This is a genomic window from Bradyrhizobium sp. CCBAU 45321, assembly GCF_028128975.1.
Taxonomy (GTDB): Bacteria; Pseudomonadota; Alphaproteobacteria; order Rhizobiales; family Xanthobacteraceae; genus Bradyrhizobium; species Bradyrhizobium yuanmingense.
Genome location: NZ_LFKZ01000098.1, coordinates 15,648 through 26,720, shown reverse-complemented (window position 1 = coordinate 26,720; position 11,073 = coordinate 15,648). Strand labels below are relative to the sequence as shown.

The 11,073-nt window shown below is 65.8% G+C and carries 16 protein-coding genes; 4 read left to right on the top strand and 12 right to left on the bottom strand.

Annotated elements, in window-relative coordinates:
- Positions 1 to 62 precede the first annotated feature (62 nt).
- The 4 genes from ACM43_RS11260 to mgtE all read right to left on the bottom strand — a co-directional run bounded on the left by ACM43_RS11260 (position 63) and on the right by mgtE (position 3,734).
- The gene (locus ACM43_RS11260; protein ID WP_271540101.1) at positions 63 to 893 is read right to left on the bottom strand and encodes a hypothetical protein; all 831 of its coding nucleotides are present in this window, start codon (positions 891 to 893) and stop codon (positions 63 to 65) included.
- 46 nt (positions 894 to 939) lie between these two features.
- Positions 940 to 1,758: an aldo/keto reductase gene (locus tag ACM43_RS11255; protein WP_271540099.1), complete on the bottom strand. Its 819-nt coding sequence runs from the start codon at positions 1,756 to 1,758 to the stop codon at positions 940 to 942.
- Positions 1,759 to 1,880: 122 nt separating this feature from the next.
- The gene (locus tag ACM43_RS11250) at positions 1,881 to 2,198 is read right to left on the bottom strand and encodes a helix-turn-helix domain-containing protein (protein ID WP_271540097.1); all 318 of its coding nucleotides are present in this window, start codon (positions 2,196 to 2,198) and stop codon (positions 1,881 to 1,883) included.
- Between the two features lie 114 nt (positions 2,199 to 2,312).
- Positions 2,313 to 3,734, bottom strand: coding sequence for a magnesium transporter (gene mgtE, locus ACM43_RS11245; protein WP_128265350.1), 1,422 nt, complete (start codon positions 3,732 to 3,734; stop codon positions 2,313 to 2,315).
- Between the two features lie 83 nt (positions 3,735 to 3,817).
- Between mgtE and ACM43_RS11240 the strand changes: the two genes are divergently transcribed.
- Positions 3,818 to 4,645 (top strand): polysaccharide deacetylase family protein, encoded by an 828-nt coding sequence (locus ACM43_RS11240; protein ID WP_271540094.1) that lies wholly within the window; start codon positions 3,818 to 3,820, stop codon positions 4,643 to 4,645.
- A 157-nt stretch (positions 4,646 to 4,802) separates the two neighbouring features.
- Positions 4,803 to 6,143 carry a polysaccharide deacetylase family protein gene (locus tag ACM43_RS11235; protein ID WP_109143439.1) on the top strand — a complete coding sequence of 447 codons (1,341 nt, stop codon included), beginning with the start codon at positions 4,803 to 4,805 and terminating at the stop codon, positions 6,141 to 6,143.
- Positions 6,144 to 6,147: 4 nt separating this feature from the next.
- On the opposite strand, the gene ACM43_RS11230 is transcribed toward ACM43_RS11235, so the two are convergent.
- On the bottom strand, positions 6,148 to 6,522 hold the full coding sequence (locus tag ACM43_RS11230) for a hypothetical protein (RefSeq protein ID WP_036013747.1): 375 nt from the start codon (positions 6,520 to 6,522) through the stop codon (positions 6,148 to 6,150).
- 285 nt (positions 6,523 to 6,807) lie between these two features.
- Here ACM43_RS11230 and ACM43_RS11225 point away from each other — a divergent pair, with 285 nt between their 5' ends.
- On the top strand, positions 6,808 to 7,065 hold the full coding sequence (locus ACM43_RS11225) for a hypothetical protein (protein WP_036013744.1): 258 nt from the start codon (positions 6,808 to 6,810) through the stop codon (positions 7,063 to 7,065).
- A 15-nt stretch (positions 7,066 to 7,080) separates the two neighbouring features.
- On the opposite strand, the gene ACM43_RS11220 is transcribed toward ACM43_RS11225, so the two are convergent.
- From ACM43_RS11220 to ACM43_RS11200, 5 genes are all read right to left on the bottom strand, one after another.
- On the bottom strand, positions 7,081 to 7,269 hold the full coding sequence (locus ACM43_RS11220) for a hypothetical protein (protein WP_271540089.1): 189 nt from the start codon (positions 7,267 to 7,269) through the stop codon (positions 7,081 to 7,083).
- Positions 7,270 to 7,327: 58 nt separating this feature from the next.
- Complete coding sequence (locus ACM43_RS11215; RefSeq protein ID WP_271540087.1) at positions 7,328 to 8,227, bottom strand: NAD(P)/FAD-dependent oxidoreductase; 900 nt, start codon at positions 8,225 to 8,227, stop codon at positions 7,328 to 7,330.
- On the bottom strand, positions 8,224 to 9,300 hold the full coding sequence (locus ACM43_RS11210) for a flavodoxin family protein (RefSeq protein WP_271540085.1): 1,077 nt from the start codon (positions 9,298 to 9,300) through the stop codon (positions 8,224 to 8,226). Before ACM43_RS11210 ends, ACM43_RS11215 begins: the two co-directional genes overlap by 4 nt.
- Positions 9,301 to 9,364: 64 nt before the next feature.
- Entirely contained in the window at positions 9,365 to 9,568 is a 204-nt protein-coding gene (locus tag ACM43_RS11205; protein ID WP_271540083.1) for a hypothetical protein, read from the bottom strand.
- On the bottom strand, positions 9,565 to 9,774 hold the full coding sequence (locus tag ACM43_RS11200) for a hypothetical protein (RefSeq protein ID WP_271540081.1): 210 nt from the start codon (positions 9,772 to 9,774) through the stop codon (positions 9,565 to 9,567). Before ACM43_RS11200 ends, ACM43_RS11205 begins: the two co-directional genes overlap by 4 nt.
- A gap of 270 nt (positions 9,775 to 10,044) precedes the next feature.
- Here ACM43_RS11200 and ACM43_RS11195 point away from each other — a divergent pair, with 270 nt between their 5' ends.
- Positions 10,045 to 10,329 (top strand): hypothetical protein, encoded by a 285-nt coding sequence (locus ACM43_RS11195; RefSeq protein WP_271540078.1) that lies wholly within the window; start codon positions 10,045 to 10,047, stop codon positions 10,327 to 10,329.
- Positions 10,330 to 10,488: 159 nt separating this feature from the next.
- On the opposite strand, the gene ACM43_RS11190 is transcribed toward ACM43_RS11195, so the two are convergent.
- Positions 10,489 to 10,686, bottom strand: coding sequence for a hypothetical protein (locus ACM43_RS11190; RefSeq protein ID WP_271540103.1), 198 nt, complete (start codon positions 10,684 to 10,686; stop codon positions 10,489 to 10,491).
- Between the two features lie 198 nt (positions 10,687 to 10,884).
- Complete coding sequence (locus ACM43_RS11185; RefSeq protein ID WP_271540076.1) at positions 10,885 to 11,067, bottom strand: hypothetical protein; 183 nt, start codon at positions 11,065 to 11,067, stop codon at positions 10,885 to 10,887.
- Positions 11,068 to 11,073: the final 6 nt, after the last annotated feature.

Sequence of the window (11,073 nt, the reverse complement as noted above, 5' to 3'; positions counted from 1 at the left end):
GGTGCGAGACGCCGGGCGAGCGGCCCCGGATTACGCTTCGCTCCATCCAGGCTACGGCAGCGCTATCCGCCGAAATCCTTCGGGCTGAACGGCAGATCCAGCACCTTCCATTCCCCGTACAAATTGGCCGGCAGCATCTTGTAGGGCTGGCAGTTCTGCAGCGCGCTCATCGCAGACTTGACGATGGCCACGCCCTTGGCGGACGGCGGCGCCTGGATCAGGATGGGCTCGCGCGCCAGCGTGCCGTCGGTGGCGAACACGGTGCGCAGCTTGACATGGACGTTGTCGGTCGGCGCGACACCGGCCGGCAGCTTGGAGCAGCTACGCAAATGACGGCGAAGCTCCGCGATGACCTCGGACGGAAGCTTTGCAGCGATTGAATCGCTGGCATCCCCGCCGTCGTCCTTGGCGCCTTTCGGCTCGACCGCCAATTCGGGCGGCAGGCCCAGCATGACCCCGTACTTGATGGTGACGTCCGGTTGCGGCGCCTGATACGCCGGCGGCGGCTGCGCGTTGGCTTCACGCTGCTTCGAGGCCTGCGAGGGTTGCGGCTGCTTCTGTTGCGGCTCGGGCGAGGCCTGCTGTGATGGCGAAGGTGCTGCCGCCTGCGGCCTGGCCGCGGGCTTCGATGCCTCCGCCCTGTCGGTGATATCCGGCTTCGGCAGCTTGAGGTCAGGGAGCGGTTCCGGCGGCTTCGGCTCTTCCTTCTTCTCCTCGGCCTTGGTTTCCTCCTGCTTCACCTGCTCCGGCGTGACGATGTCGACCGCGACCGTTTCGGGCGGCTGGCTGTGAAAGGGACGGACCTCGCTGATCACAATGATCAGCGCCACCAGCGTCAGATGGGCGATTGCCGAGGCGGCAATGTCCGTCCGTATGATCTTCCGCAGTTCCATCGACCGATCTTGGGTTGCCACCGTCCTAGCATACCCCGGGTCCCTCTCAATCCCATTTCGGGGCGAAGCCAAAGTCGGTCAGCCGTCCCTTCGGATTGGCGAGCGCGGCGACGCGGCTCATCTCGTCTTCCGACAGCTCGAAGTCGAAGATCTCGATGTTCTCCGACAGGCGCTCGATGCGCGAGGTGCGAGGGATCGCGGCAACGTTCTGCTGCACCAGCCAGCGCAGGCAGACCTGCGCCGGCGTCTTGCGGTGGACGCGACCGATCTCGGCCAGCGTCTGGTCGGACTTGATGCGGCCCTTGGCGATCGGACTGTAGGCGACGAGGGCAAGGCCATGTTGGTCGCAGGCCGCCCTCACCTTCGCCTGATCGAGATAGGGGTGATACTCGACCTGGTTGCAGACCAGCGGCTCCGCCGACAGTGCGACCGCCTGCTCGATCAGCGCCACGGTGAAATTGGAGACGCCGATGTGACGCGTCAGGCCCATCGTCTTCGCATGCGACAGCGCGCCCAGCGTCTCGGCGAGCGGCACTTGGGGATTGGGCCAGTGCAGCAGCAACAGATCGACCGAGGGAAGCCGCAGGCGGGCGAGGCTCTCCTTCACCGAGCGCTCGAGATCATGGGGTGCGAAATGGTTGGTCCAGACCTTGGTGGTTAGGAAGACGTCGTCGCGGCGCACGCCGGAGGCGCGCAAGCCGTCGCCGACCTCGCGCTCATTGTCGTAGACCTGCGCGGTGTCGATATGGCGATAGCCGAGCCGTAGCGCCTGCTCGACCACACGCGCGGCCGGCCTTCCGCTCAGCTCCCAGGTCCCGAGACCGATCGCCGGGATCCTCGCGCCATTGGCCTCGACGAACAGCATGAGGAATCCTCTTCCGTTGCGGCAGCCCCGGAAGTCATTATGGACCCGGTCGATGATGCTGCCAACGGAAGCCGCGGCGGCCAGGCGGGATATTCGATGCAGGCCTAACGGGAGGTTGTACGTCAGGCCTTGGCGAGCGCCTGGAACACCGTGTCCGGGGCATGCGCGATCACCGCAAGCAGTGCGCGTGCCGGGCCGCGGGGGGCTCGCTTGCCCTGCTCCCAGTTGCGGATGGTCTCGACTGGAACGCCGAGCCTGGCGGCGAACTCCATCTGGGTCAGGCAGGCGCGCCGGCGCAGATCGCGCACCGCGAGCGGGCCGGTCTCAGCCGGCGCCGCATTGGCCGTCGGCTGAACCGAAAGCGGCTGGACCGGAAACTCCTGCCCATCCCGCAATTCGACGATCCGTCCGTCCGCCTTCAGCCGCAACCGCATGCCCATTCCCCCAAGCAGAGGCGATGATGCGGCAGGTCGCTTAAAGTGGGATTAAAGATGGTTGTCGTCATTCCGGGCTCGCGCCGAGTGGCGCGCCCCGGAATGACGCCGGAGTGAGACCTACTTCAACCCGAACCAGAGCGTCGCAATCCCGAGGAAGGAGAAGAAGCCGACGACGTCGGTCACGGTGGTCACGAACGTGCCCGACGCCACCGCCGGGTCGGCCCGCACGCGATCCAGCGCCATCGGGATCAGGATGCCGCCGAGCGCGCCGGCCACGAGGTTGCAGACGATGGCGAGCCCGATGACGATTCCGAGGCCCGGGATCTTGAACCAGGCCACCGCGGCGATGCCGGTGATCACGGCGAAGGCGAGGCCGTTGACGAGGCCCACCAGGGCCTCGCGCATCACCACCCGCCAGGCGTTGGAGGAACCGAGCTCGCGCGTCGCCAGCGCCCGCACCGCCACCGTCATGGTCTGGGTCGCGGCATTGCCGCCCTGGCTCGCCACGATCGGCGCGAGCACCGCGAGCGCGACCATCTTCTCCAGCTGGCCCTCGAACAGGCCGAGCACGGAGGACGCCAGGAACGCGGTGGCGAGGTTCACCAGCAGCCAGTTGAAGCGGCCGCGGGCGATGGTGAGGAACGTGTCCGATAGCTCTTCGTCGCTGGTGACACCGCCGAGCGCCTTGAGGTCCTCGTCCGCCTCCTCCTCGATGACGTCGACGACGTCGTCGACGGTGATGACGCCGACGAGGCGGTCCTGGGTGTCGAGCACGGGTGCGGCGACGAGATTGTATTTGCCGAACATGCGCGCCACCTCTTCCTGGTCCTCCAGGACGGAGACGCGGCGGCGATCCTCGTCGGTGAGCTCGGTCAGCGCCACTGGCCGGCGCGTGCGCAGGAGCACGTCGAGCGGCACCGCGCCCTGCCAGTGCTGCTCCTTGTCGACGACGTAGATCTCGTAGAAGCGGTCGGGCAGATCCGGCGTCTCGCGCATGTAGTCGATCGCCTGGCCGACCGTGAAATCCTGGGGCACGGCAATGAACTCGGTCTGCATGCGGCGGCCGGCGGAGTTCTCCGGGTATAGCAGGCTGCGCTCGAGCGCGACGCGCTCCTTGAGCGGCAGCTTCTCCAGGATCTCTTCCTGCTCCTCGGCACCGAGGGTTTCCAAGAGCTCGACCGCATCGTCGGATTCGAGCTCGCGGACGCCCTCGGCGACCGTCTCCGGCGGCAGCTCCTCGAGGATCTCCTCGCGCACGGTCTCGTCGACTTCGTTTAGCGCCGAGAAGTCGAAATCGCGGCCGGTGAGCTCGACCAGGCGGACGCGGTCGTCGGGCTCGAGGGCGCCGATCAGATCGCCGAGATCGGCCTCGTGCAGCTCCGCGACGCAGGCACGCAGCGCCGCGCTGTCGCCGGCCTCGATCGCACGGGCGACCTCCTCGACGAATTCGTGCCTGATATCGCCGTCTTCATTGCGCATCGGCACGTGGTCGAGTACCGAATCCGCAGCGGGTGTGGCAACGTCCAGATGTTCATCCATGGCGCGCCTCGCCGTTTGACAGGTTGGAACCGGTGGTGTGAGCTGAGGCTTCAGGCAATACCCACAAGGCAAAGCCGAGCGCAATGGCAAAGATGCTGCGACTGAGGTGGACCTCGACCATGGCGGGCGCGCTCGCGGCGACCATCGGCGGCACTGCCGCAACCGTCATCGGCGCCGCCGAGACGAAGGCCGCCAAGTGCCCGCGCAAGGACGCGCTCGGCACCTCGCGCGTCCTCAGCGTCGATCCCAAGACCTATCCGCGCGTGGGTCTGAAGAGCTTTCCGCAGACGCTGCCATTGGCCGATCGCGAGGTCGTGCTGACCTTCGACGACGGGCCGAACCCGCCGACGACGTCGAAGGTGCTGGCGGCGCTGGCACAGGAATGCGTGCGCGCGACCTTTTTCCTGATCGGCCAGCACGCCTCCGAACATCCGGACATGGTCAAGCGCATCGCCCGCGAGGGCCACACCGTCGGCCATCACTCCTACTCGCATCCGTTCATGGGGCGTATTCCGTTCGAGAAGGCCATGGCCGACATCGACCGGGGCATTGCCGCAGACGAGATGGCGCTGCACGGGGCCCCGACGACGACACCCTCGACGCCATTCTTCCGCTTTCCCTATTTCGAGTCGACCCAAGCACAGCTCGACCTGCTCCAGTCGCGCGGCATCATTGTGTTCGGGGCCGATTTATGGGCCAGCGACTGGGAGGAGATGACGCCCGAGCAGCAATTGAAGCTCGTCACCGAGCGCCTCGCCGCGAGCGGCAAGGGCATCATCCTCTTCCACGACAACAAGGCGCGCACGGCCGCAATGATGCCGGCGCTTCTACGGTATCTGAGGGAGAACGACTATCGGGTGGTCCACATCGTCCCGGCGGGCACATCACAGAAGAGCGCCGATACGCGCTGATGCCGGAATGTCACGCCCGGGCAAAATGGGGTGATTTGGGGCCAATTAACACTCTGTTCATGCTACCCCGTGAAGATGAGAGCGGCTGCGGCTGAACCGTTTTGAGCCATCTCCGACCTATCTAGGGCGCCAAATTGCATGGGGGCAGACGAGGTTCATGATCGGAAGTAGCGTTGTTTTGCGGACGCGATCGTGGATCGTCCTCTGTCTGGGAATGCTCACCGCCGGTTCGCCGGCCGCGCTCGCGGCGGAGTGTCCCGGCCACCCCGACGCCCTCGGCACCTCCCGCACCCTCGTTGTCGATCCGCGCGAGCATCCGCTGATCGGCACCATGCAGTACCGCGAGACGCTGCCGCTGAAGGACCATGAGGTCGTCCTGACCTTCGACGACGGTCCGATCCCGAAATATTCCAACCAGGTGCTCAAGATCCTCGCCGACGAATGCATCAAGGCGACCTTCTTCATCGTCGGCAACCAGGCCAAGGCCAATCCGGAAGGCGTGCGCAAGCTGGTCGCGGCGGGCCATACCGTCGGCACGCACAGCATGGACCATCCGCTGACCTTCGACCGGATGCCGATCGAGAAGGCCGAGGCGGAGATCAATGGCGGCATCGAATGGACCGCAGCCGCGATGACCGATCCGTCGCAGCTCGCCCCGTTCTTCCGCATTCCCGGGCTGATGCGCGCCGAGGGCATCGAGAACCATCTGATTGCGCGCGGCCTCCAGGTCTGGAGCGCCGACTTCCCGGCCGACGATTGGCGGCACGTGTCGTCCGACCGCGTCTACCAGCTCGCGATCCAGCGGCTGGAGGCCAAGGGCAAGGGCATCCTGCTGCTGCACGACATTCAGGCTCGCACGGTGGCGGCGCTGCCCAAGATCATCCGCGACCTCAAGGCACGCGGCTATCGCATTGTGCATGTGGTGCCCGCCAGTCCCGAGCGGCCGGCGACGCCGACCACGCCGGTCGAATGGCTGATGCATCCGCCATCCGAGACGACGCCGATCGCGCGCTGGCCGCGCGTGCCGCATTTCGTGTTCACGCAGACCAGGACGCTGCCGGCGCCTGCGCTCGCGAACCTCAATGTGCAGGGCGAGCATCAGTCGCTGCTGCCGCGCCGGAGCAAGGGCCAGATCGACCTCGCATCCACCCTGCCCGTCCCGGGTCGCGATCTGTTCGCGATTCCGGAAGGCTCGGTCGAGGTGCTGATGTCGACGACCTCATCGCGGCGCGCCGCGACCCGGCTCGCCATGGCGGCCGAGAGGCCGCATCCGGCCAAGGACAAGGCAGCACAGGGCAGAGGCGCGAAGGGCAAGACGGCCAAGCTGCATGGGCGGCGTACCGCCCAGGCGGCGCCGGCTGCGGCAGATCATGCCGCGCAGCCCGTCGACATCGTACCCAAGAGTACCGCAGCGAAGAGCGCCGCGGCAAATGGCGCGGCCTCCAAGGGCGTGCCGCCCCGTCCGACCCGCGTCGCCAGCCTGAAAAAGCGCGCCTGAGCTGCTATTGCCGCATGATGGCGGCGACGCAGAGCAGCACGATCAGCGCCAGGAAGAACAGGTCCATGTAGGACTTGAGCTCGCCGTCCCGCCGCAGCCGCGCGACGTCGGTGATCACCTGCTTGCGCGCAGTGGTGCTGCCCGAACCGTCGTTGATCGGAGCCTGAAGGCGCTTCGTCTCGGCCTCCAGCTTCTCGATCTTCTGGAAGAAGTAGAACGCCCGCAGCGTCGAGGCCGCGCGCATGGCGGCATAGACCAGCACCAGGATCGCCAGGATCGCGCGGTTCGGATACTTTTCCATGAAGTTCAAGCTGAAATAGACCACCGCCATGAAGGCGAAATTGGTGAGGAAGCGGTAGACGAAACTGAGAAAAACCATGCTGGCTCGAAGCTTGAGGGGGTCGCAACCCTATGGTGTTGCGACGTGCGGGATCGGGACCCAGACCGGAACGGCGAGCCTGGATACGGCCCATCTACGCCAAGTTTGTTTCAACAAAGATACTGCCGCCCCCGCAACTAGCCGCCTTTTAGCCTGACGCGGCCATAAGGCAAGCCGGAGCATGGCCCCCTGGCCTCGCGCGCGCGAACGGCCCGCAACGGCTCAATGGCGATTTGGCCGAAGGCGCGGTAAACTGTGACCGCCACCAGATGTGGGGTTCTTCCGATGTCGAAGAAGGGAATCACGGGCCACGACGACTGGGTTCTGACCGAGGCACTCGCGACCGCCCTGGTCGCGCTGGAGCAGCTCGAACCGAAGCACCAGCCGAATGCGCATATGGAGGACATCCGCAAGCTGCTCGCGAACGGCAAGGAGCCTGCTGCGGTGAGCCTGCATCTCGCGCAGGCCAAATGCCGTCTATTTCCCGAGCTCGACCCGCTGCAGATCTACCGGGAATACGGCATCGGCGAGGAGTATGGCTGAGGCCGCCGGTCGAGCTCAAGGCCCGCCTGCGACCGATCCTGCGATCACCATGACCAGCGCGCCGAGGTCGATCTTGCCGTTGACGGTCAGCTCCTCCGAGCCCTTCGCCTCTCCCGCGCCCTGGACCTTCAGCGATTGCGGCCGGTCGGCAGCCTGACGCTGCAACTCGCTGACGATTGCTTCCTTGAGCTTCTCTTCCAGCATGGGCTCTCTTCCTTCGCGGATCCGCCCAGTCAAGACGGCAGCCCACGCTTCGTTCCCATCACGCAAATCGCGGCGGCAGGCTGTTGTGGATCGTGCAGGCCGCGATGGCCGCGTGGCCGAACGCGACCGAGATCTGGTGCAGGTCGGTGACGACGTCGCCGATGCCGTAGAGCCCGGCGATCGACGTGCGCTGGTGATCGTCGACCTTCAAATGACCGTCCGCAGTGTGGTCGGCGCCCAGCGCCGTCGCGAGCTGGGAGCGAACCTCCGCGCCCATCGCAGGATAGACGATGTCGAATTGCGCGGTACGTCCGTCGGCGAAATCCGCTTCAACGCCGCCGTCCCGCCGCGCCAGGCGCAGCTCGGGCGCGAACACGATTCCGACGCCCGCCTCGGACAGCTCCGACGTTGCGGCCTTCGCGTCGTCCGCGCCGGTCGCAAGCAGCGTCACGTCGCGCGCATAGCCACGCAGGAAGAGCGCCTTTGCGGCGGCACGATCCAGCGGCCCGACGACGCCGATGCGGCGGCCGGTCGCCTCGAAGGCGTCGCAGACCGGGCAATAGCGCAGCAGGCCATCCGCGACGGCGGCGCGCCAATCGTCGAACGGCGGATGGGTATCGACGATCCCGCAGGCGAGAACGACCGTGGCGGCCGCATGCATGCCGCCATTCCAGCTCGCTTCGAAACCGTGTTCGTGACGCTGCAACGCCGTGACCTCGGCTTCCACGCGCGTGACGGCGAGTTCGCCCAGTTGCGCCGACATGCGGGCGATCAGCTCCGCGCCCGAGAGCCCGTGGACGAAGCCCGGGACATTGTGGCTGCGCGGGATCAGCGCGGCGCGGCTGGCGCCGGCATCGACGACGCAGACGCTGCGGCGGAAGCGCCCCAGATAGATCGCAGCCATCAGTCCCGCGGGGCCGCCGCCAATGATCAGGCAATCAAACTGCGCCAGCGTCATTTGGGGTTGGGGTCCGCAAGACCGGCGCCGGGCTCCTCGAGGCGGCCGCTGCGCGCCAGCCGGACCGCGTTGCCGAGCGCACGCGCCGCATTCCGCACCTCCTGCTGGAATTCGCGGTCCTCGTCGAGCTCGCGATGGGATGTGGCGTATGGCTCGCCATAGCCGACATAACCGTCGAGCTCGGCGTAGCGGCCTGCCGAGATCAGCTGCATGTCGGTCAGCCAGTCCGACAAGGCCCGGCGCACGCCCTCGGCGCCGACCGCATCGCCGTGAACGACAAGGCCGAAATGGCGGCCGGCGAGATGGCGCGGATAGGGCCAGCCCTTCATCTCGATGGCCTTCGCCTCCGCGGCGTTCTTGCCGTGGGTCGAGGTCGGATCGGGATTGCCGCCGTCGGCGCAAACCATCCGGTCCATCATCGCCTTGAGCCCGGCGGGCACGTGATACCAGTTCACGGGTGCCACGATCAGAATGCCGTGGGCCGCAACCCAGAGCGGATAGATCTCGTTCATCCAGTCGTGGGTCTGGCCCAGCGAGTAGTTCGGATAGCAGCTGCACGGCCAGTGGCACAGCGGCATGGCGGTGCCGACGCAGGACTTGCAGGGATGAATGGTCTTGCCGAATTCCGAGGCGAGGCGCGACAGATCGAGGATGTCGACAATAAATCCCATCTCGATGAAGACGGGCTCGGCCAGCTTGACCAGTCGCCAGGTCTTGGACATCTCGCCGGGACAGGTGTGCTCGCTGCGGGCCGAGCCGTTGATGATCAGGATGCGCGGCGTCTCGTCGGCATCGTCGTGGCGACGCTGCGCCTCCAGGATTTTTGCGCGCGCATCGAGCCAGTCGACGGCGAGATCGTAGTCCGGGTCGGAAAAGCCTGCGCCGGCCTTCCGCGTCAACGGTGCCTTGCGCGAATGGCTGTAGGCATCCCAGGCCGCCGCAGTGATGGCGTCGAGCTCACGCCCGAGCGGAGCAAAGGCGGGATCGACGAACTGGCGCTTGTAGCGCTGCGCGAACTCTTCGCGCGACAGCTTGACGGGCGGCATCCCCTTGCGAATGTCGGCATCCGTCATGCTGGCTCCTGGCGAGGTCGGTGTCCTCCGACCAACCCAGCGCCGAGCGCGCGGTTCCCAAGCTTTAGTGGCGAGCAAGCTCCTGCGGTGCATCGAACTTGGCGATCCTTTGATCGAGCCGCCACAGCTCGATACGATGCACGAGCACGAGCGCGGCGGCTTCGCGCTTGGCCTGTTCGTCATTGTCGCAGACGAGGTTGATGCATCCGAACACATGTCCGTCCGGATCGATCTGGAACGCGCGGTAGTGCTTGAAGCTTCCCGTCATGACGGTCCTCGTCGCGGCAACACGGGTGTGCTCAGCCAGTCTGTAAGGTTCGAGGTCATTTCGTTCTGCTTGGCGCGCTGCAGCAGCATCTCGCGCTCCCTACCGGGCGGCAGGCTGCTTGCGCGCTCGCGGGCCTTCTCGGCGAAGGCAGCAAGCCGCTCCTGGAGCGACTGAGTCTGTTTCCTGCGATTACGTTTGGCGGTCATGGGACTCACGCATGATGCGGGGGAAATTGGCCCCGGCGGGGGATCAGGCGCCGGGGCCCAAGTTCTCTAGTGTCTCAAGTCACTTGCCGGTCGGGGCGGCCCAGCCCGGCAATGCTGGTAGCTTCCGCCGCAATTCGCGGTTCCAGCATTTCAATAAGTTAACGCTGCGCGATTTTGCGCAAAGCACAACCGCAGCGTCCGATCGATCCGGGCTGCGCCGGAACCGAAATGCTGATTCGTATGTTCAAGAACGACTTGAAGGAGATCATCATGGCAAAAGCAGCATGGAAGCGGCCGGGCTCGCCGATTGGCCGCAAAGGACCACGCAAGGCAAATCCCGCTTACAAGCGCCGCGCACGCGAGCCGTGGACGCCTGCGGATGTGAGCAAGTTGAAGCAGCTTGCGAAAGGCAACACGCCAACCGGCGTGATGAGCATCAAGCTTCAGCGCCCTGTCGCGGCCATTCGCAGCAAGGCGCAGCGCGAAGGAATTTCGCTGCGGCCCGCCAATCGCTCGCCCTACAACCGGCGAACCAAAGCCGCGAAGCGGCGTTGATTCCCCGCACCGCCGGGTGACAACCGGACGCAACGGGGAACGATGGACGTGGCGCTCATTTTTCCGGTTTCTGCCCACGATATCAGCGCATCGGTACGCGCCGACATCTAACCCGTTCCCGGCGCGTGCAGCCCTGCCAGGCTGCAGGCGCTGCGCCCGTCAATTCGGCGGCTGCAGGCCCGGTGAGCGCAGCCATTCGCTCATTTGAGACCCCGTTTCCGCCTGTCGCGCCTTGCGCAACATTTCATCGCGCGCCGCGCCGGGCGGCAGCAATTTGGCCTCTTCGCGCAACCGCTCCGCTTCGGCTGCCAGCCGGGTCTCCAAGGTATCCTCGTGTTTGATCCGACGCCGCATCATCGTCATGGGCGTATCCCTGTAGTCAGCGGAACGCGCCACTGCGTTCATATGGTGATAATGCCAGGCAAAGTCGCGCTGACCTGCATCTAACGTTCTGGAACCGAAACGGTTGCCCGCGCTGCCCAAAAAATCTGCTTGGAGCCTTAAGTGACTGAGGAAACATCATTCCTCGGAGACGCCAACTGCGCCAAACGCGGGTTAATTGTCCTCATTCTCGCGGCAAGCCTTGATTTCCGTACGAAGCATGGCGCTCTCAAACACGGCCAGGCGCATCTCGGCCACGATTCGATCGCGATGCTCCATGAGCAGCCGACGCTCCTCCCGCAGAGCGTGGTTGGCATCGATCGCGCAAGAGGCGCGAAGAAAGAGGGCGTCGCGCATGGTCGC

Coding starts and splice junctions, on each gene's coding strand:
- ACM43_RS11200 (WP_271540081.1), bottom strand. CDS start 9,774: ATGACCGCCAAACGTAATCGCAGGAAACAGACTCAGTCGCTCCAGGAG.
- ACM43_RS11205 (WP_271540083.1), bottom strand. CDS start 9,568: ATGACGGGAAGCTTCAAGCACTACCGCGCGTTCCAGATCGATCCGGAC.
- ACM43_RS11210 (WP_271540085.1), bottom strand. CDS start 9,300: ATGACGGATGCCGACATTCGCAAGGGGATGCCGCCCGTCAAGCTGTCG.
- ACM43_RS11215 (WP_271540087.1), bottom strand. CDS start 8,227: ATGACGCTGGCGCAGTTTGATTGCCTGATCATTGGCGGCGGCCCCGCG.
- ACM43_RS11230 (WP_036013747.1), bottom strand. CDS start 6,522: ATGGTTTTTCTCAGTTTCGTCTACCGCTTCCTCACCAATTTCGCCTTC.
- ACM43_RS11190 (WP_271540103.1), bottom strand. CDS start 10,686: ATGATGCGGCGTCGGATCAAACACGAGGATACCTTGGAGACCCGGCTG.
- ACM43_RS11235 (WP_109143439.1), top strand. CDS start 4,803: ATGATCGGAAGTAGCGTTGTTTTGCGGACGCGATCGTGGATCGTCCTC.
- ACM43_RS11250 (WP_271540097.1), bottom strand. CDS start 2,198: ATGGGCATGCGGTTGCGGCTGAAGGCGGACGGACGGATCGTCGAATTG.
- ACM43_RS11195 (WP_271540078.1), top strand. CDS start 10,045: ATGGCAAAAGCAGCATGGAAGCGGCCGGGCTCGCCGATTGGCCGCAAA.
- ACM43_RS11220 (WP_271540089.1), bottom strand. CDS start 7,269: ATGCTGGAAGAGAAGCTCAAGGAAGCAATCGTCAGCGAGTTGCAGCGT.
- ACM43_RS11255 (WP_271540099.1), bottom strand. CDS start 1,758: ATGCTGTTCGTCGAGGCCAATGGCGCGAGGATCCCGGCGATCGGTCTC.
- ACM43_RS11240 (WP_271540094.1), top strand. CDS start 3,818: ATGGCAAAGATGCTGCGACTGAGGTGGACCTCGACCATGGCGGGCGCG.
- ACM43_RS11185 (WP_271540076.1), bottom strand. CDS start 11,067: ATGCGCGACGCCCTCTTTCTTCGCGCCTCTTGCGCGATCGATGCCAAC.
- ACM43_RS11225 (WP_036013744.1), top strand. CDS start 6,808: ATGTCGAAGAAGGGAATCACGGGCCACGACGACTGGGTTCTGACCGAG.
- mgtE (WP_128265350.1), bottom strand. CDS start 3,734: ATGGATGAACATCTGGACGTTGCCACACCCGCTGCGGATTCGGTACTC.
- ACM43_RS11260 (WP_271540101.1), bottom strand. CDS start 893: ATGGAACTGCGGAAGATCATACGGACGGACATTGCCGCCTCGGCAATC.